Source organism: Corynebacterium sp. LK26 (assembly GCF_014335085.1).
GTDB lineage: Bacteria > Actinomycetota > Actinomycetes > Mycobacteriales > Mycobacteriaceae > Corynebacterium > Corynebacterium jeikeium_D.
Window position 1 is genome coordinate 81,045 of sequence record NZ_PDHB01000017.1, and the last position, 18,454, is coordinate 99,498.

15 protein-coding genes are annotated in these 18,454 nt (G+C 59.8%); 11 read left to right on the forward strand and 4 right to left on the reverse strand.

The genetic code is table 11. The features are described from left to right. Positions 1-87: 87 nt before the first annotated feature. From CRD13_RS09520 to CRD13_RS09530, 3 genes are all read right to left on the reverse strand, one after another. Positions 88-1,407 carry a PH domain-containing protein gene (locus tag CRD13_RS09520; RefSeq protein ID WP_070600904.1) on the reverse strand — a complete coding sequence of 440 codons (1,320 nt, stop codon included), beginning with the start codon at positions 1,405-1,407 and terminating at the stop codon, positions 88-90. A 60-nt stretch (positions 1,408-1,467) separates the two neighbouring features. Further along, positions 1,468-1,956 (reverse strand): PH domain-containing protein, encoded by a 489-nt coding sequence (locus tag CRD13_RS09525; RefSeq protein ID WP_049170706.1) that lies wholly within the window; start codon positions 1,954-1,956, stop codon positions 1,468-1,470. Positions 1,957-2,187: 231 nt separating this feature from the next. Then, positions 2,188-3,462, reverse strand: coding sequence for a carboxylesterase family protein (locus CRD13_RS09530; protein ID WP_187401555.1), 1,275 nt, complete (start codon positions 3,460-3,462; stop codon positions 2,188-2,190). A 108-nt stretch (positions 3,463-3,570) separates the two neighbouring features. Between CRD13_RS09530 and CRD13_RS09535 the strand changes: the two genes are divergently transcribed. Together CRD13_RS09535 and CRD13_RS09540 are read left to right on the forward strand one after the other, a co-directional pair. Beyond that, positions 3,571-5,625: a M3 family metallopeptidase gene (locus tag CRD13_RS09535; protein WP_187401556.1), complete on the forward strand. Its 2,055-nt coding sequence runs from the start codon at positions 3,571-3,573 to the stop codon at positions 5,623-5,625. A gap of 75 nt (positions 5,626-5,700) precedes the next feature. Next, the gene (locus CRD13_RS09540) at positions 5,701-5,916 is read left to right on the forward strand and encodes a hypothetical protein (protein WP_070866660.1); all 216 of its coding nucleotides are present in this window, start codon (positions 5,701-5,703) and stop codon (positions 5,914-5,916) included. A gap of 361 nt (positions 5,917-6,277) precedes the next feature. Here the strand turns inward: CRD13_RS09540 and malQ are convergent, their stop codons facing one another. Then, positions 6,278-8,497: a 4-alpha-glucanotransferase gene (malQ, locus tag CRD13_RS09545; RefSeq protein ID WP_187401557.1), complete on the reverse strand. Its 2,220-nt coding sequence runs from the start codon at positions 8,495-8,497 to the stop codon at positions 6,278-6,280. 154 nt (positions 8,498-8,651) lie between these two features. Here malQ and CRD13_RS09550 point away from each other — a divergent pair, with 154 nt between their 5' ends. The 9 genes from CRD13_RS09550 to CRD13_RS09590 all read left to right on the forward strand — a co-directional run bounded on the left by CRD13_RS09550 (position 8,652) and on the right by CRD13_RS09590 (position 18,453). Continuing rightward, positions 8,652-10,484, forward strand: a complete 1,833-nt coding sequence (locus CRD13_RS09550) for a long-chain fatty acid--CoA ligase (protein ID WP_016423122.1) — start codon at positions 8,652-8,654, stop codon at positions 10,482-10,484. Positions 10,485-10,689: 205 nt separating this feature from the next. Further along, positions 10,690-11,376, forward strand: coding sequence for a hypothetical protein (locus tag CRD13_RS09555; protein ID WP_016423121.1), 687 nt, complete (start codon positions 10,690-10,692; stop codon positions 11,374-11,376). Further along, positions 11,373-12,536: a radical SAM family heme chaperone HemW gene (gene hemW / locus CRD13_RS09560; protein WP_187401558.1), complete on the forward strand. Its 1,164-nt coding sequence runs from the start codon at positions 11,373-11,375 to the stop codon at positions 12,534-12,536. The genes CRD13_RS09555 and hemW overlap by 4 nt, the downstream gene beginning before the upstream one ends. A 9-nt stretch (positions 12,537-12,545) precedes the next feature. Continuing rightward, positions 12,546-13,583 (forward strand): heat-inducible transcriptional repressor HrcA, encoded by a 1,038-nt coding sequence (gene hrcA, locus CRD13_RS09565; protein ID WP_187401559.1) that lies wholly within the window; start codon positions 12,546-12,548, stop codon positions 13,581-13,583. Positions 13,584-13,585: 2 nt separating this feature from the next. Beyond that, positions 13,586-14,716: a molecular chaperone DnaJ gene (dnaJ, locus tag CRD13_RS09570; protein WP_069359238.1), complete on the forward strand. Its 1,131-nt coding sequence runs from the start codon at positions 13,586-13,588 to the stop codon at positions 14,714-14,716. Positions 14,717-14,757: 41 nt separating this feature from the next. Further along, positions 14,758-15,537 (forward strand): 16S rRNA (uracil(1498)-N(3))-methyltransferase, encoded by a 780-nt coding sequence (locus CRD13_RS09575; RefSeq protein WP_069359237.1) that lies wholly within the window; start codon positions 14,758-14,760, stop codon positions 15,535-15,537. A gap of 12 nt (positions 15,538-15,549) precedes the next feature. Next, positions 15,550-16,578: a PhoH family protein gene (locus CRD13_RS09580; RefSeq protein WP_070549896.1), complete on the forward strand. Its 1,029-nt coding sequence runs from the start codon at positions 15,550-15,552 to the stop codon at positions 16,576-16,578. A 16-nt stretch (positions 16,579-16,594) separates the two neighbouring features. Then, on the forward strand, positions 16,595-17,128 hold the full coding sequence (ybeY, locus tag CRD13_RS09585; protein WP_187401560.1) for an rRNA maturation RNase YbeY: 534 nt from the start codon (positions 16,595-16,597) through the stop codon (positions 17,126-17,128). Continuing rightward, positions 17,125-18,453, forward strand: a complete 1,329-nt coding sequence (locus CRD13_RS09590; protein ID WP_016423115.1) for a hemolysin family protein — start codon at positions 17,125-17,127, stop codon at positions 18,451-18,453. Before ybeY ends, CRD13_RS09590 begins: the two co-directional genes overlap by 4 nt. The last annotated feature ends 1 nt before the right edge of the window (position 18,454 follow it).

Consider the following 18,454-nt stretch of genomic DNA (forward strand, 5'->3'; position numbering starts at 1 on the left):
GCCACTAGCCTGCAGAGAGAGTTTTCCTGCGAGATCCCACAAGACCGCGCGAGACGGCCGTCCTGGGAGACCTCATTAAACAGCATTCTAAACAGCCTTGTGTTCCTGAATCAGCGCGGTGAGCTGGTACGCATCATCCAACTTCAACTCCGTTGCCACCGGAGTGACCGCTCCCGGCACCATGTCGATTCGCACGTTTGCCACTCCCGCCGCTTTCTTCAGCGGAGAAATGGTTAGTGTATGCCCCTGGATGCGCTGCCAAGGGACTATGAACCGCGTATGCCAGAACCGCCCCTTGGTCACTAACAGCCCCCGCCGCGTGGCCTGCACCTTTTGGAATTTCCAGTCAATTGGGCTGAGCCACCACGCCGTGCGTGGAGTCTGCCAGGAGCCCAACAGGTCATCCGCGGAGGACGGTCCCGCAATCTCAGTCATCAGGTAATCGACAATCGCGTCCGTCTCCGGTGCCGGTGCCACTGGCACCAGTGTGTTGTTCGACTGTGTGCTGTCCAGGCCATAGCCCGCCACCGAGACATCCGCACGGGACCATCTCCACGGACGCCACCAGAGCGGTTGCACCACTTTAAACCCATGAATGCGATCAATGGGAATGGTCTGAGCGCGCGTCGACAACAGTCCGGCGGTAATCGCCAGACGCCTGCTTTCCGACGATACCTTCAGCGTGAAATCCCACGACTGATTTAGTACCCCGAAAAGGCCGACAGCGAAACTGCCAATCACAATCAGAGTAGTGATGGTTACTCCGCTGAGGATTTCTACGATGAGGTCGGTAAACAGCGCAGAGACAACGGCGAGGAGGATGAGAGCTATGCCGACGAAAAGACCGGGTCCAATGGCCACGGATGCAATCAGCCGTCCGACATCGACCGGGCCAAAGATGGTCTTCGCTTCGGGCATGCGAGAGGACATGTGAGCGCCGGAGTCGAGGGGCGCGGTGGAGCTGTCACCGTCGTAAAGCGAATGCGCCAGTTCGGTGTCCAGCTTTTCTACCTCACCCAGCACGTCGGCGCGGAACTGTTCGCACTGCGGGGGAGTGAGGTATTTGATTGTGAAGTGTGAATCGGAGCCGCCGGCTGTTTCAATGACAATTTCGGCGAGCCCGAAAATGCGCGCCAACAATGGTTGGTTGATATCCACCGCCTGCACGCGGTCGAGCCGTGCCGCGCGTCGAGAACGCAGTAGCCATCCGGAGCCGTAGCGAACCTCATCGTCGGTGAGCTCGTAGAACGTATACCGCCAGGACAGCCACGAGAAAAATGCAATCAGACCAATAATTATGGCGACCGCACCGGTACCGACAAGGAGACCGAGCCATGCCCAGTCGTAGAGCTGAGTCACGACCGCAACGGCCAACTGCCACTGATTCGCGACTGCGAATGCAGTCACCGCAGCGATTGTGGCAAAGCTTTTGAGCAGCGGAGATAGGGGATGAACTCTATGCCTCATTTAGAGACCCGCCATCCGGTCGTGGGCGCGCTGAGATAGACGAGCGCGCAGGGCGAGCGCTTCTTCACGTGGCAAACCGTGGACGGCTGCATCCGAGCTCGCCGATGCTGTGTTGAGCTTCAGCGTTGCCAGTCCGAATAGTCGAAGGAGAGGTCCTTCATCGATGTCGATGAACTGGATTCGTCCGTAAGGGACGACAGTGACCGAGCGCCACCAGCGTCCGGACGCAACAATGAAGTCGTTGTCCTCTTCGAGGTATCGGTGGGCACGAACTCGTCGACCGATGAGCCAGTAGATATATGCGAAGTAGAGCACGCAGGCGAGGACGCCCAACCACATCCACGGAGTCCACATCACAGCGGCGACGACGGATGCAATCGTGATAACTAGCAGGGGAGCGGCGTGCGCGACTCGCTTCACCTTAGCCAGCGCGGGGTCGACCGGCTGCAGCGCGGAATTCTCGGGGACTAATAAATCAAGCGGCTCCATAGTTGACAGTTAACCACAGAGGGTAAAGCTTGCGTCTGGCCTGGTGCTTCGGTAAGAACGGTGGCTATGGATCGCAGGAAACTCATAGCAGTACTTATCACGCTGATCACCATTTTGGTCTGCGTCGAGATTTATCGGTACATGCAGACTTTGCCAGCTTAAGTCGCTGGGCTCAGTTGTTGAGCACAACAGCACAGCGCTAACCAGCGCAAGCCTCACCCGCCTTATGCCTTATGCGCCAAAGAGCTGGCGCGGAGCCGCCCACGCATCGATGGCAATGTCCTCGACTGCCTGGGCGTCAGCGCCAGCAAAGGTGGTCACCTTGCGGTCATTGTTGTAGCGGGGCATGTGTGAGGTGCCTTCGCGGATGAACTCGACCGCCACTTGGTGGAATGGATGGTTGGGTTCCTTCATACCGAAGAAGCGTGCAATGTCGATGCAGTGCGGAGCGCCACTGGTGCGGCCAGCAGGTGCATAGCCCAACCCCTCTCCCGGTTCGAACTGTGCCGCCCACACATCCAGCTCAGCCGCCACGGACCGTTCGGCGACTTTAACAGCGTATGAGCGAATCGCTGAGTCAGAAATGACATTCCCCATCGGACGCTCGGCATAGGCGGTGGCCGGAAACTCGCCGTGGCCGCGATGCCCCTTGGCGTAGCGCCGAGCCATCCACTCTCGCATGGGCAACTTGTCCATCGCCACAACCGGCGGTTCTGAGAAGAACTCTTCGCTGGTGGCGGTCACCATCGTCGGCAGTGTGGGAGCAAAGCTGTCGAAGCGAGGCCCAATTGCCGGATCCGAAGGCGAGGATGCCGACACCAATTTCTGGGCCCGAGCGACCCTGCGTTCGTCGGCACGCGAAAAGATGTCGGTGGACGGCACACGTCCCACGCCGATGCCGGCCAACGTGCGGCGGAGGCGCGAGCCCGACAGCAGCGAGAAGGCCGGCGACATGGCAATGGTGCGTTGGATCTGGCCGCGAGTGCGATCGTCGGCAGCCAGAGTGAGCGCCAGCGCCGCACCCGCCGATTGCCCCGAGATAGTGATGTTGTCGATATCGCCGCCGAAGGCAGGCGCGTTACGACGAGCCCACTGCAGCCCCAGATACAGGTCATCAATGGCCCGGTAGGTCTCTGTTTCACTGTCACGCCAGAAGCCCTCGAGGCCCTTGCGGTATCCAAGCGAAACGGTGACGATGCCCGCCTGTGCGAAGGCCGTCGCGTCCGTCCAGGGTTCGGAGGGATGCCCAAACTCGTAGCTACCACCGTGAATCCACAGCAATACCGGATAGGAGGCGTCCGCGGGCTCAGCCGGTGCGGTGACGGTGAGAACTAATTCGCGCTCGGGTTCACAGCGCCGAGTGCCTGACTGTGGCCCGTCAGCCACCGGTGCCGACGCGGCAAACGGAGCAGCATCTGCGTAATCGATATTGAAAACTTGTATTGCGCCATCGTGAATACGGCCGGTTAGCCTCCCACAGGGAGCGGAAATAGTCGTCTCTGTCATGGCGGAAAACGCCTCCTCGTCACGGTTGGTCCTGCCAGAACGGCGGGGAGCCTGTTTCAGACGGTAGGCGCACTCTGGTTTCTCGAGCACGCTACAGTTGAATTCACTATGACCAATGATGCACGAAATCCACTGTTGACACCGTCGGAATTGTTCTGCGAATTGCCAGATTTTGCGGCAATCGATGACAGCCACGTCCGCGAGGCTTTTAGCGAAGCAATGCGCAGCCATGCGCGCGAGATTGACGCCATCGCCACGTCGTCGGAGGCTCCGACCTTCGTTAACACCATCGAGGCAATGGAGAAGGCGGGCCAAGATCTGGACCGCGTCGCTGCTTATTTCTTCAACGTTGCCGGGACGGACGCCACCGACGTCCGCATGGAAATTGAAGCCGAGATCGCCCCGCAGCTCACAGCACACCTGGATCAGATTCGCATGCGCAGTGACCTGTGGCAGCGCATCAATGCCATTGACAGCGTTGACGATGCCGCCAACCCGGAAGAGGCGAAGCTGCTGCTGAAGAAAGTCCGCGAAGACTTCCAGCGCGCCGGTGCGGACCTCAGCGACGAGGACAAAGCCGAGCTCAGCCGCATCAATTCCCGCCTCTCTGAGCTTTCCACGGCTTTCGGCGAAAACCTGCTGAAGGACACCGTTGCGCGCGCCGTGGAAATCTACGACCGCGAGGAGCTCGCCGGGCTTTCCGACGACGCCATTGCGTCCTTCGCCGCCTACGCGAAAAAGGCCGACACCGATGCGCCGTGGCTGATTCCGCTGGACCTACCATCAACTCCGGCACAGCTGGCTGACCTCGATAATCCGGCTACTCGTGCCAAGCTCTACGAAGCCTCACTGGGACGTGCGGGTGCTGCCTCCGGCAAGTTCGACAACTCCGACATTGTGCTGGAAATGGCACGCCTGCGCGCCCGCCGCGCCAAGCTGCTCGGTTACGACACGCATGCGGATTACGTCATTGCCAAGGAGACGGCAACCACCGCAGAGGCTGCTCGAAAGCTCATTGCAGACCTGGCGCCAGCTGCCATTGCCAATGCTGAAGGCGAGTACAAGCGGGTCGCTGATTTGGCTGGCGATGAGACGGTCACGGGCGCTGACTGGCCGTACTGGGAGCGCCGTCGTAAAGCGGAAGAATTCGCAGTCGACACGGAGGAGCTCAAGAACTACTTCGAACTGCACCGTGTCATCGAAGACGGCGTGTTCTACGCTGCCCGCAAGCTTTACGGCATCGAAGTAGTCAAGCGCGAGGACCTCAAGGGATACGCGCCGGGCACGACTGTGTGGGAGGTCCGCCAGGGCGGAGGGGAGACCATCGGCCTGATTATCACGGACTATTTCTCGCGTCCGACCAAGCGCGGTGGTGCGTGGATGAGCTCGTTTAGGGATCAGTCCCGTCTGCTGGGCCGCCTGCCGGTCGTGGTCAACGTGATGAACATTGCCGAAACCGAGCCGGGAACCCCGGTGCTGCTGACACTCGACGAGGTCACCACTGCTTTCCACGAGTTCGGGCACGCCCTCCACGGTCTGCTTTCCGACGTCACGTACCCGACCTTCTCGGGCACTAACGTCCCGCGCGACTTTGTGGAATTCCCCTCTCAGATCAACGAGAACTGGGCACTTGAGCCATCCATTCTGACCAACTACGCCGTCCACGTTCGTACCGGTGAGCCGATCCCAGCAGAGCTAGTCGAGTCGGTGAAGAAGGCCCGCACCGCTGGTGAGGGATTTGCCACGGTTGAGTACCTTGCAGCTTGCGCCATCGATCTGGCCTGGCACAGCCTCACCGAGGAGGAAGCGGCTCAGGCCACCGATGTCGACGCTTTCGAAGCGGAAGCACTCGCCGAACTCGGCCTCGATGTTCCCCACCTGGCCCCGCGTTACCGCTCCCGCTACTTCAACCACATCTTCGCTGGCGGTTACTCGGCGGGCTATTACTCCTACCTGTGGGCAGAGGTTCTCGACGCGGACGGTTTCGGTTGGTTCACCGACAACGGCGGTGCCACAATCAGCGGCGGCAGCCACTTCCGCGAGGAGATTCTCTCCCGTGGTGGCGCCATCGATTTTATGGCCGCCTACCGCGCTTTCCGAGGCCGCGACAAGGACATCCAGCCGCTCCTCGAACGCCGCGGGCTGTCGGGCACTGATGCCTAGCTTCACGCTTTACGACGAGCGCCGCGACCGCCGCCCACTGGTTATTCCGGTCACCGGCAGGGTAGGTTGACACTCATGGCAGAAGTATTCGACAGAGTAGGGCAGTGGCTTATCCAATTGCCACTGCTTGCGCAGGTCAGCGTGCTATGCGTGGTTCTGCTGGTAGTCGGAGGGTTTGTTGCTTTCGTTCTCGTTGGCGCAATCGATGTTGTCAGCGGTCGCCTGTGGCAGAGGTCAGTGCGCTGGCGGGAGCGTTCGCAGGAGCGTCGAGGAGCGGGCAGCGAGAGCTAGTAGCCGATGAGGTAGTGGCCTGTAGATAGCTCACCGGGAGTCCCGATGAATTGAGCTGGGACAAGCCCCCTTTAAGTGTTGGGTCGCTATCGCTGCCCTAAGGTATGTCTTAAAGTATTAGGAAATTTGCCCAACAGGCTAGAGTTGGGTAGTTCGCAAATATTTCGCAGTAGGGAGCTGAGTTAGCATGCATCGGTCGAGGCACTCGAAGGTCCTACTTGCCCTAATCGTTTTGCTTCTTCTCATCCTCATCGCTGGTGCAGTCACCGATTTCCAGTTTTAGCCTCGGTTTTAGTGCCGGGCACATAACTTGAAAGATCGGTGAACAGCAAAAATGAGGGACTAAGCGTTCTCGAACCAATTAACGCTTAAATCCGGGGAAGCGAGGCAGGTCCTCGACAAGCACGGCCTTGCCCTCGGCATCGGTTAGCGGAATGCACCAGTTCGGGTATTGGTCGTGGCTCGTGCCCGGCTGGTTCTGGGTACGACGATCGCCGACCATGTCCACCAAGGCCTCACACTTCAGCGCGGATGGTGTCTGGTCGAGGAAGCGGTGTAGGCCCGTGACCAGTGCGTCAATTGGTGGCAGATTATCGCGGGTAAGGGAATGAACATCCATGTCCGCCGCAGCCGTGTCACCAAAGCAGCCAGCTTCCTTGGCAGCGCCCAGAACCTTTCGAATCCACTCGAAGTCCCGGCGGTCTTCCTCCGCGACGTCGGAAAGCAATAGCCCCAGGCGTTCCCGCAGCTTGATGTGCTCGCCTGCGAGGTAGCCTGCCGTCGGCGGCAAATCGTGCGTGGTGACGGAGGACAGGCACAGGCTGCGGTAAGCGCTTGGTGGTTTCGGCTGGTCGCCCTCGGATTCAAACCACACGATCGAGGTGCCCATGATGCCCCGCGAGGCCAGGTAGTCCTGCACCCACGGCTCGAAAGTGCCCAGGTCTTCGCCTACGACGACGGCCCCAGCGAGCTCGGCCTCAAGTGCGAGAATGCCGACCATTGCCTCGTGGTCGAAGTACAGGTAGGTGCCATTGACGGGGGACTCCATCCGCGGCATGACCCAGAGGCGGAACATACCCAGCACGTGGTCAACACGAATGCCACCTGCGTGGCGAAGGATTGTGCGCAGCATGTCGCGCCAGGGGCGGTAGCCGGCCTCGGCTAGCTTGTGCGGGTTCCACGGCGGCTGCGACCAGTCTTGGCCGCGCTGGTTAAAACCGTCTGGCGGTGCGCCAACAGAGATAGCAGGAGCGAGCCAATCCGCAAGGTTCTCGGCATCCGCGCCGCCAGGGTGCACGCCGACGGCAAGGTCGGCCATGATGCCGATGCGCATACCCGCATCCAGGGCTGCCTCTTGTGCCTGGCCGAGCTGCTGATCGAGAATCCACTGCACCCAGAGGTGGAACTGGAAGATTTCCTCCCGCAGAGATTCGACACTGGCGTGGTTACCCAACGGTGGAACCAACTCGATATCGTTCTCGGTTACGGCACCAGAATCGGAAGTGGCAGCGCGTGCAGCATCGCGGGCAGCAGCGCGATCCGCGAGCTCGCGCTCGGTGCACCACGACGCGTAGTCGTATATGCCACGGCCCTCGGCCTCCAGCCAACGGTCAAATTCCGCCTGGCGTGCGCTGGACAGGGGGATCTTGTGAATTGCCCGCAATACCTTGAGCTTTGCAGCGTAGATGGGGTTGCGGTCAATCTCATCAGGGCTGTGATTGAGCTGGTGGAAAGAGTTCGCTAGCGCACGGGCTTCATCGGCCTCGTCCTTGTCCAGGTACCCGAACTCGTCGATAAGCTCTGGGCGCGCGTACAGCGGATTGACATAGCGGCGCGTGGTGGGCAGGTACGGCGAGTCTTCTACCGGAGGCAGTGGCTCTGCGGCGTGCAACGGATTGATGAGGACGAAATCAGAGCCCGCGTGCTCTGCACTGACCTGTGCCAAGTCGCCGAGGGTAGCGAAATCGCCAATACCCCAGCTGCGGCTGGAGCGTACCGAGTACAGCTGTGCCATGACACCATGCGCAGGATTCTGCACGTACTTGTCGGCAGTGGCGAGACGGTTGGGGGTTACGGCCACATCGCACTCAGCGACGTTGTCATCGTTGACTGCGCGCAAGCGATGCCAACCAAGTGGCAGATCCTCTGGAATTGCGAAGGCGGCTTCACCCATCAACACATCGCCGACCTGGCGTGGCGGTACCAAGTGGTGCACCTGAGCGCAGGGCCATTCTGCGCCGTCCTCCAGTTTCACAGTCACGCTGACATTGCTGCCGTGCGGTACGTGAACCAGAACTCGGTGGAAGATGCCCTGGCGGGTAACTACCACGGGCGGGAGAAGGCGAGACCACTGCGTGTCTGCCCACTCACGACGGGCGTCGTTGATGTCGGCATCGCTGGGATCTGGGCCCAGATCGATGTCGAGAGCAGCGAGAGTTTTTAGCACTGTCTCACGAGAGACGTGCACGAGTTGGCCCTCGGTGGAGTAGTAGGAAACCCCAACTCCGACATCTTTAGCGAGGTCGGCGAGTGGAGAGGAAAGGGGAGGATTGGAAGCTGCCTGTGTCACTCTTTCCATCATGCCAGTTTAGAAAAACTTTGCCAGCAGTAAGGCAAATCACTTCGTTATCGAAATATTTACTGAAATCACAACGGCGCAGGGTTTGATGTTCTAAGTTGATTCCTAACGAAACCAACGACGGACAGAACTACCGAAAGTAGGGGTTTGTAACTCGATGCGTGAATATACTACCGAGGCGAAATACGTCATCGGCGAGGACGAAACGATTATTACCTCGCTGCAGGAGCTGGTGCAGAAGCGCCCGAAGCTGGTGCTTTTCACTCGCCCCAAGAACTTTGAGTGGGTAAATGTCACTGCTCAGGAGTTCTATGACGAGGCAAAGGGCGTCGCTAAGGGGCTAATTGCCAACGGTGTTCAGCCGGGCGACCGCGTAGCGCTGCTCAGTGAGACTCGCTACGAGTGGAACCTGATCAATACCGCTATCTGGATGGCAGGCGCTGCTGTTGTCCCGATTTACGGCTCTTCTTCGTCTGGCCAGATTCGTTGGATTATTGAAAACTCCGGTGCTGTTTTCGCATTTACCGAGTCGCGTGAGCACACCGACCGCATGAAGCCTCTGCTGGTCGAAAAGGGCACCGAGAACCCGGAGGGCGAGTCTCAGCTGCGTCGTGTACTGGAGATTAACGCTTCCGCTACTGACACCATTAGCTACGAAGGCCGTGACATTGACGGCGACGAGGTCGAGCGCCGCATCAAGGACACCAAGGCCGACGACCTGGCAACCGTGATTTACACCTCCGGTACCACTGGTCGTCCGAAGGGCTGCGTGCTCCTGCACAGCAACTGGCTGGCGGAGGCCCGCGCCATCCTCACCAACGAGATTGGCCTGATTGCCCGTCCGGGTAACCGCATTCTGACCTTCCTGCCGTTGGCGCACGTGTTGGCTCACGCAGTGTCCCTGGCTTCGATGATTTCCGGTGCTACCCAGTCTCACTGGGCTGATACCAAGACCGTCACCCTGGAGTTCCAGCGTTCCCGTCCGCACATGATTCTCGGTGTGCCGCGCGTGTTCGAGAAGGTTCGTGACTCCGCCTACGCCTCCGCTAAGGAGAAGGGCGCATTCGGTCTGGCCATGTTCGAGCGTGCTGAGGCCACCGCCATCGAGTACTCCAAGGCGCTGGATACTCCGGCAGGTCCGTCGCGTGTCTTGAAGCTGCGTCGCCAGCTCTACGATCGCCTGCTGTTCTCGAAAATTCGCGCAGCTATGGGTGAGGCCGTGCAGTACACCATTTCCGGTGGTTCGGCTCTGTCCTCTGACCTCGGGCACTTCTTCCGTGGTCTCGGTGTGCCTGTCTACGAAGGCTACGGTCTGACTGAGTCCACGGCTGCCGTCACCGTGAACAACCCGAGCGAGCAAATCATTGGTACCGTCGGTCGTCCGGTCGGTGGCTGTTCCGCCGCTATCGCTGATGATGGCGAAGTTCTGCTGCGTGGTCCGGTTGTGTTCGACCGCTACTGGAAGAACGAAGAGGCTACCAAGGAAGCCTTCATCGACGGCGAATGGTTTAAGACTGGCGACCTCGGTGAGCTGACCGAAGAAGGCCACCTGAAGATCACCGGCCGCAAGAAGGACCTCATTGTCACCGCAGGTGGTAAGAATGTCGCGCCGGGTCCGATGGAAGACCGCATGCGTGCGCACCCGCTGGTGTCCCAGGCAGTCGTCATCGGCGATGGTCGTCCGTTCGTCTCCGTGTTGGTCACTCTCGATGAGGAGGCACTGGAGAAGTGGAAGATTGAGCACTCCGTCCCCGAGCACACCTCGATCCGTGAACTCGCTGCCTCCAGCGCAGTTTTGCGCGCCGAGATTCAGGACGCCGTCAACTCCGCTAACGAGCTGGTTTCTCACGCAGAGGCCATTAAGAAGTTCCATATTCTGGACAGTGACTTCACCGAGGAAAGCGGCGAGCTGACCCCGACCATGAAGGTCAAGCGCAACATTGTCATGGACAACTACTCGCGTGACATTGAGGCTCTCTACCAGCGTTAATTCACGTTCTGCCAGCCGTCGATAGAAAACGGCAGCGTGTTGTTACCGCGCTAGCGCCCCTCACCCCATTAAGGTGAGGGGCGCTAGAAATTTTTAAGGAGTTTTCAGTTTTCGAAAGTCGGCATTCGTCAATGTTCGTCGGTATTCGAAAGCGGAAAACTGCAAGGATGTCACCGACACCGAAGATGTCGTGGGAGGGCGGGTAATGATTAACCACTTCGATGCTCGGCTACGCCTGCGCGAAGTGACCCAAGAGCTCTACGACATTGGTGACGAAGTTGCCGAACACATCGAGCACCTTGCTCAGGCGGTTGCTGATGTAGATCGTGAGCTGGTGGACGAATGTGTCCTCGAGCTCGCTGACATCGTCGACGAGGCCGTTGAGGACTGCCGCCCTCTGATTGGTGAACTTGATGGTCTACGCCAAGCGTTTACCTCCGGCATTCGCTCGGGGCGCATCGGTACTCTTTCCTCCGCTTCGACACCGCGGCGACACCCGCATCCGGCACCGAAGTCACCGGATGTGCAGTCGCTGTCGCTCATCCCGGCGCCATTGAAGCATCCGGTTGCAGTCCCTACGGTCACGCAGGCAATGATTGCTCGCTCCGATGCCGTGGCCTCCTACCTGGAGGAACTCGCCGACTGGGTTTCCGCCGAAAACATCCGAGGCGTGGAAAAGCTCGGTAGTGTGGTGCTTCCGCAGCTTTACGCACAGTCTGGCCGCCGAGCACTGTCCGCTGCCGCCGCTTGGTGTGTTGCTGTTCCCGAGACTCATCCGGCAGTTGCCAATGCGCTGCGCGGCCGTAGGCCTCCGGAGTTCCTGATGGAACGTGCCCGCATCGATGAAATTGTCCGCCGCGTGAAGCAACGTCGAGCCAAGGAGCATGCGTGAGCGAAGCCTCCGCACACACCGATTCCTTCGGTGTCTACTTACACGTCCCATTCTGTGCCACCCGTTGTGGCTACTGTGATTTCAACACGTACACGCCAGGTCAGCTGGGCAGTGGCGCAACGCAGGGAGACTACCTCGATGCCATCGTGGCTGAGCTCGAGATGGCCGTCGTAAAGCACCCCGAACTAGCGCGTGGTGCCGATACCGTATTCGTCGGCGGGGGTACGCCGTCGATGTTGGGGGCGAGTGGTCTTCGTCGCCTGCTCGACGGTGTGCGCAACAGCTTTGGGCTTGCCGACGACGCCGAGGTCACCACCGAGTCGAATCCCGAGTCGACCTCCCCGGAGTTTTTCGAAGGCTTGGCCGAGGCAGGGTTTACCCGGGTGAGTCTGGGCATGCAGTCGGCTGTGCCGCATGTGCTGGCCACTCTGGATCGTACGCACACGCCGGGGCGTCCTGCGGCGGCAGTGGCGGAGGCACGCGCTGCCGGTTTTGAGCACATCAACCTCGATGTTATCTATGGCACGCCAGGGGAGTCGATGGCGAACCTCGATACGACGTTGGAGGCAGTCCTGGCCACGGAGGTCGATCATGTTTCGGCGTACTCGCTGATCGTCGAACCGGGTACTGCGATGGCGCGTAAGGTTCGTCGCGGTGAGCTGCCGATGCCTGACGACGACGGTCTCGCCGACCGCTACGAGCGCATCGAGGCCGCACTGAGTCAAGCCGGTTTCTCCTGGTACGAGGTGTCCAACTGGGCGAAGCCGGGCGGCCAGTGTCGTCACAATATGCTCTACTGGCGCGATGGAAATTGGTGGGGTGCGGGCCCCGGTGCACATTCGCACCTGGATGGCACGAGGTTTTACAACGTCAAGCATCCGGCTCGCTACGCGGCGACCATTTCCGGCGGAGAGTTGCCGATTAAGGATTCGGAAGGGCTGACTGCCGACGATCGGCACACTGAGAAGATTATGCTGGGCCTCCGCCTGGCCGAGGGCATTGATGCCAATCTGCTCGGTGAGGATGAGCTGGGCAAGGCACGTCGGCAAGCGGAAGCGGGCATGGTGGAGTTTGTTTCCGTCGATGGTGGCCAGCGGATTCAGCTGACCAATCGCGGTCGTTTGCTGGCCGACGCAATAATTGTTGACATCCTTAGTTAAACTATCCGCATGTCATCTCAGACGGATAAGCGCAGGCAGGAAGTTCTTCGGGCAATTGTCTCGGATTACGTAGCTTCCCAGGAGCCGGTCGGCTCGAAGGCTCTGGTGGAGCGCCACAATCTGGGTGTGTCCTCGGCGACCATTAGAAATGACATGGCAGTGCTGGAGGCCGAGGGCTATATCCAGCAGGAACATGCATCGTCCGGGCGTATCCCGACTGAGAAGGGCTACCGCCTTTTTGTGGACAGTCTTTCGCAGATTAAGCCGCTGTCCCGGGCCGAGCGCCGAGCTATCCTCGAGTTCCTCGAAGGCGGCGTCGATTTGGAGGACGTGCTGCGCCGCAGTGTGCAGCTGCTGGCGCAGCTAACCCGCCAGGTCGCAGTGGTGCAGGTGCCGACGCTGGAGGTCTCCCGCGTCCGGCACTGCGAGGTCGTCCAGCTCGCCGACGCGCGATTGTTGCTGGTAGTCATCACCGACACCGGGCGCGTGGAGCAGCGCAATGTTGAACTGCCAGCACCGATGGATCCCGATCTCGTGCCGCTCTTGCGCGAGCATTTCAACCGCGCAATGTCGGGGCACACGCTTGCCGACGCGTCGATTGCGATTTCCGATCTTGCAGCTAACGCCCCGCGTGATTTGCGGGATGTGCTTATTCGCTGCTCGACGGTGCTGGTGGAGTCGCTGATTGAAAAGCCGAATGACAGACTCATCCTGGCCGGGGCGTCGAATTTGACCCGTGGTAATATGGCCGGTCGCTTACCTTCTACGTTGCCCATGGTTCTTGAAGCTCTCGAAGAACAGGTGGTCGTACTGAAACTGCTGTCGGCCGCGCAGGATTTGCACCACGTTCGCGTTTCCATCGGTGAGGAAAACGAGGACGAGGAGCTGCGCGCTACCTCAGTTGTTTCAACCGGCTATGGCACCGGCACCGAAATTTTGGGTGGCATGGGCGTAGTTGGCCCCACATTTATGGATTATCCGGGAACAATTTCCTCGGTTGCTGCTGTTGCACAGTACGTTGGCCGGGTATTGAAAGGAAGTAGCTAAAGTTGGCACGCGACTATTACGGCATCCTCGGAGTGGAGAAGGACGCTACGGACGCTGAGATTAAAAAGGCGTACCGAAAGCTGGCGCTCAAGTACCACCCAGACCGTAATCCGGGTGATGAAGAAGCTGCGGAGAAGTTCCGTGAGGCCTCTGAGGCGAACGAGGTCCTGCTGGATCCTGAAAAGCGCCGGATTGTGGATATGGGAGGAGATCCTCTCAACCCGCAGGGCGGTATGCCAGGCGGCGGCTTCGGCGGTTTCGGTGGCGGCGGAGTCGGCGATATCTTCGAAGCATTCTTCGGCGGTGCCGGCGGGACCCGCCAGCGCCGCTCGCGTGTACAGCCAGGTGCGGATGCACTGCTGCGTATTTCTCTGGGCCTCGATGAGGCATTCACCGGTGTCCGCAAGCCCATCACGGTGGACACCGCGGTGCTGTGTGAGCAGTGCGAGGGAACTGGCTCGAAGTCCAAGTCCAAGCCGAAGATGTGTACCAGCTGTGATGGTACTGGCGAGATTCAGCAGGTTCAGCGTTCCTTCCTGGGCAATGTGATGACCTCGCGGCCGTGCCCGGCTTGTGAGGGCACCGGCGAGATTATCCCTGATCCGTGTAACAACTGCGGTGGCGATGGCCGCGTCCGTGCTCGCCGTGATCTGACGGTCAACGTTCCGGCAGGTATCTCTGATGGCATGCGTATTCGCATGGCAGGGCAGGGCGAGGTCGGTCCGGGCGGTGGCCCGGCGGGTGACCTCTACGTGGAAGTTGCCATGGACCCGCACCCTGTATTCGAGCGTGAGGGCGATGATCTGCACTTTAACGTCCAGGTGCCCATGGCTGATGCCGCACTTGGTACCGAGTTTGAGGTCGACGACCTGCTCGGCGAACCAATGACCATCAAGGTTGATTCGGGCACCCAGCCGGCAGAGCAGATTCGTCTGTCGGGTAAGGGCATGCCGCATCTGCGCGGCGAGGGCAACGGCGACGTGGTCGCACACGTCGATGTCACGGTGCCGACGAAGCTGGACCGCAAGTCCCGCGAGCTGCTGGAGAAGCTACGCGAGCACCGCGATGATGATGCCAAGGTGTCAGACTCGAGTGAGCGCAACGGTTTCTTCTCCCGTTTCCGCCGCCGTTAAAACAGCCACCCAAAGCCCCCTCCAGTGAGTGTGAAACACGCATGAGTTTGCCCGTATTCCTCGGTGAGTTCACCGAGCTGCCGCGCCCGGAAGAAATCATTCGAATCCTCGGGTCGGAGGCAAAACACATCAGCGTTCGCAGGCTGAAGGAGGGCTCGGAGATCCTTCTTGCCAATGGTGCGGACAAGGTGGTGCGAGCACAGCTCATGCACGTAGACCCTCGTGAGGTTCACGTTCGTGTGGTTGCCGCTGAGGAACGTCCACGTCCGCGCCCGCACGTCACTGTGGTGCAGGCGCTGCCGAAGTCGGATCGTGCTGAGCTTGCGGTCGATTTGATGACCGAGGCCGGGGTCGATGAGATTATCCCCTGGGCGGCCGTGAATTGTGTGGCCCGATGGCAGGGTACCGCGAAGGTCACTAAGGCCCGCGCCAAGTGGCAGTCGGCTGCGCGCGAGGCAGCCAAGCAGGCTCGTCGTGCATGGATTCCGCCGGTCGCTGACCTGCATAGCTCCGCTGATATTGAGCAACTCATCCGGGAAACCACGTCAGCAGGTGGTGTGGCAGCAGTTTTGCACGAGGAGGAAACAGCTCCGTTCGTGGACTTCGCCGCGCAGGCAGCAAACGCTGACAAGGTTCTTTTCATCGTCGGCCCAGAAGGGGGAGTCAGCCCTGGGGAACTCGAGGCCTTCCGCGCCGCAGGTGCTAGCTCGGTAGTACTCGGCCCGACAGTTCTCCGCAGCGCCCTCGCGGGAGCTGCTGCTCTTTGCGCACTGGGCCCGTTGACAAAGCGCTGGGGCGGCGCACCCACGCCTGGTCAGTAGGATAGACGCATAATGACAAAGTATTCAGTAACTGCTCGTACCACTGCCGTCGTCGAGCTCGATGACAATCTCGCGCCGATTGTGGTCGGTCATGCGGATCAGAACCTACGTCTGCTGGAATCTCTGCTGGCAGCGGATATTCATGTCCGCGGCGGAGTTGTGACAATCAAGGGTGCTCCGGCGGATGTTTCGTTGGCTGTCCGCGCGTTCAAGGAGCTAGAGGCAATGGCCCGTCGTGGGCACGAGCTCTCCCCGGAGTCGGTGCGGCACGCGGTGGGCATTGTGGATCGCGGGGAGAAGTCCGCCAGCGAGGTGCTCGGTGGCGGCATCGTGACACATCGTGGCAAGACCGTGCGTCCCAAGACCGAGGGACAAAAGAACTACGTCGATGCCATCGACCGCTATAACGTTGTTTTCGGTATCGGCCCCGCCGGTACGGGCAAGACCTTCTTGGCCATGGCCAAGGCGGTTGCTGCACTGAAGAATAAGCAGGTAGAACGCATTATTCTGACTCGCCCCGCAGTGGAGGCGGGTGAGAACCTGGGCTTCCTGCCGGGTACTCTGCACGAGAAGATTGACCCCTACCTGCGCCCATTGCACGATGCGATGCGCGAAATGCTTGAGCCAGAGCTGATTCCAAAGCTGATGGAAACTGGGGTAGTGGAGGTCGCACCGCTGGCGTACATGCGCGGTCGTACCTTGAACAATGCGTTCATCATTCTCGACGAAGCACAGAACACTACTCCGGCGCAGATGAAAATGTTCCTCACCCGCCTGGGCTTCGGTTCGAAGATGGTCATCACCGGTGACGCCAGCCAGGTCGACCTGCCTCGAGGGCAGAAGTCCGGTCTAGCTGTCGCCCGTGAGGTGCTGCGCAGTGTGCCGGGAATCGCTTTTCCGGCGCTGGCGGCTGCGGATGTGGTGCGCAACCCGCTGGTAACCGCAATTGTCGAGGCCTACGATGACTACGATGCCTATAACGAAGGTATTGAACAGGGCGCCGAGTCCCCACAAAAGCGACAGTCCGCCACAAAGCGATAAAGGACGCTGAAATTACATGAGCATTGAAGTTTTCAACGAGTCCGGTCAGGGCGTCAATGAAGAGTCGCTTATCGACGTTGCCCGTTATGCGCTGGGCCGCCTGGACGTGCATCCGGCAGCTGAGCTGAGCATTCACATTGTCGACTTGAAGACGATCGAAGACCTCCATGTGCGCTGGCTGGATCTGCCGGGGCCGACTGATGTGATGAGCTTCCCGATGGATGAGCTCACTCCTGGCTCTGGCCGACCAGATGCAGCTAGCCCAGGGCCTGCGATGCTGGGCGACATTGTGTTGTGCCCGGAGTTTGCCGCGGGGCAGGCGGAGCGTGCAGGCCATCCGCTGAGCCACGAGTTGGTACTGCTCACCGTGCACGGCGTACTGCACCTGTTGGGTTATGACCATGTCACGGCGGAGGAAGAGCGCCAGATGTTCTCCCTGCAGAATGGCCTGTTGGCGGATTGGTACGACGACATCGATCGTCGTGGCGTGCGCTTTTCCGAAAAACCAATTAACCCCAATGCGTTCCCGGAGCGTTCTAACGAGCGATGATCACTTTGATAATTGTCGCCGTTGTGGCGATGATCTGCGCTGGCGGACTTAACACAGTCGAAACTGCGGTCGCAGGCATTTCCCGTGCGCGCGTGGCAGAGCTGCAGCGTGACGAGGTCGCAGGTGCTAATGCGCTTCTCAAGGTCGTAGAAAATCGCGCTCGGCACGTCAATGTGCTGGTGATTTTGCGTACGCTGTGCGAGTCAATCGGTGCAGTGACGCTTGCGGCAGTTTGTCTTAAGCTTTTCGAGCCGGAGCGCTGGGCCATTGTGGCTGCAGTGGTGTTGTTGGCTCTGTTCACCTTCCTGGTCCTCGGGGTGTTTTCCCGCACGATGGGTCGGAAGAATCCGTACTCGATTTCCCTCGCCACCGCGGTCGTTCTGAGTTTTATGGCCAAGGTGTTGGGGCCACTGGAAAAGTTGCTGATTTGGTTCGGCAACATCATCACCCCTGGTGGTGGCTTCCGCGATGGCCCGTTCGCCACTGAAGTCGAGTTGCGCGAGATGGTCGATATCGCCCAGGAGCGCGGCATTGTGGAGCACGATGAGCGCCGCATGATTCAGTCTGTGTTCGATCTCGCGGAAACGTCGGCACGCGTTGTTATGGTTCCGCGCCCAGAGATGGTGTGGATTGAGGCGGATAAGCACTGTGGTCAGGCAGTGGCCCTATGCGTGAAGTCGGGTCACTCGCGACTGCCGGTGATTGGCGAGAGCGTTGAGGACATCGTCGGCGTCATTTACTTGAAGGACATTGTCCAGCAGACGTACTCGCGTACTGATGGCGGTCGCGGTGTTCGCGTCTCCGAGGTCATGCGTGACTGCGTTTTTGTGCCCGATTCCAAGCCACTGGATGACCTGCTCGATGAAATGCAGCGCACCCGCAATCACATCGCCATTCTCATCGACGAATATGGATCGGTCGCCGGTCTTATCTCTATTGAGGACATCCTCGAGGAGATTGTCGGTGAGATTGCCGACGAATACGACGAGGCCGAGCAGGCCCCCATCGAACCACTGGGGGATGCCTCCTACCGCGTGCAGGCGCGCCTCAGCTTGGGCGAGCTCATAGAGCTTTACGACGAAGCCCACGGGCGCCAACTCGTCTTCGATGACGAGGTCACCGATGAGGTGGATACGGTCTCCGGTCTGTTGGCATATGAGCTTGGACGTGTGCCACTGCCCGGTTCGTACGTAGAATATGCAGGACTGAAGTTTACCGCCGAGGGCTCGCGTGACCGTCGTGGTCGTATGCGGGTACGCACTGTGGTGGTGGAGCCGACTGCGGAGTTTTACTCCGAGGAAGAAGATACTGATGGGCAATCTTGAT

Bases quoted from the DNA above. Each gene is read 5' to 3' on its own strand.
- CRD13_RS09525 (WP_049170706.1), bottom strand. From the start codon at position 1,956: ATGGAGCCGCTTGATTTATTAGTCCCCGAGAATTCCGCGCTGCAGCCG.
- CRD13_RS09530 (WP_187401555.1), bottom strand. From the start codon at position 3,462: ATGACAGAGACGACTATTTCCGCTCCCTGTGGGAGGCTAACCGGCCGT.
- CRD13_RS09535 (WP_187401556.1), top strand. From the start codon at position 3,571: ATGACCAATGATGCACGAAATCCACTGTTGACACCGTCGGAATTGTTC.
- CRD13_RS09540 (WP_070866660.1), top strand. From the start codon at position 5,701: ATGGCAGAAGTATTCGACAGAGTAGGGCAGTGGCTTATCCAATTGCCA.
- malQ (WP_187401557.1), bottom strand. From the start codon at position 8,497: ATGATGGAAAGAGTGACACAGGCAGCTTCCAATCCTCCCCTTTCCTCT.
- CRD13_RS09550 (WP_016423122.1), top strand. From the start codon at position 8,652: ATGCGTGAATATACTACCGAGGCGAAATACGTCATCGGCGAGGACGAA.
- CRD13_RS09555 (WP_016423121.1), top strand. From the start codon at position 10,690: ATGATTAACCACTTCGATGCTCGGCTACGCCTGCGCGAAGTGACCCAA.
- hrcA (WP_187401559.1), top strand. From the start codon at position 12,546: ATGTCATCTCAGACGGATAAGCGCAGGCAGGAAGTTCTTCGGGCAATT.
- CRD13_RS09575 (WP_069359237.1), top strand. From the start codon at position 14,758: ATGAGTTTGCCCGTATTCCTCGGTGAGTTCACCGAGCTGCCGCGCCCG.
- CRD13_RS09580 (WP_070549896.1), top strand. From the start codon at position 15,550: ATGACAAAGTATTCAGTAACTGCTCGTACCACTGCCGTCGTCGAGCTC.
- ybeY (WP_187401560.1), top strand. From the start codon at position 16,595: ATGAGCATTGAAGTTTTCAACGAGTCCGGTCAGGGCGTCAATGAAGAG.
- CRD13_RS09590 (WP_016423115.1), top strand. From the start codon at position 17,125: ATGATCACTTTGATAATTGTCGCCGTTGTGGCGATGATCTGCGCTGGC.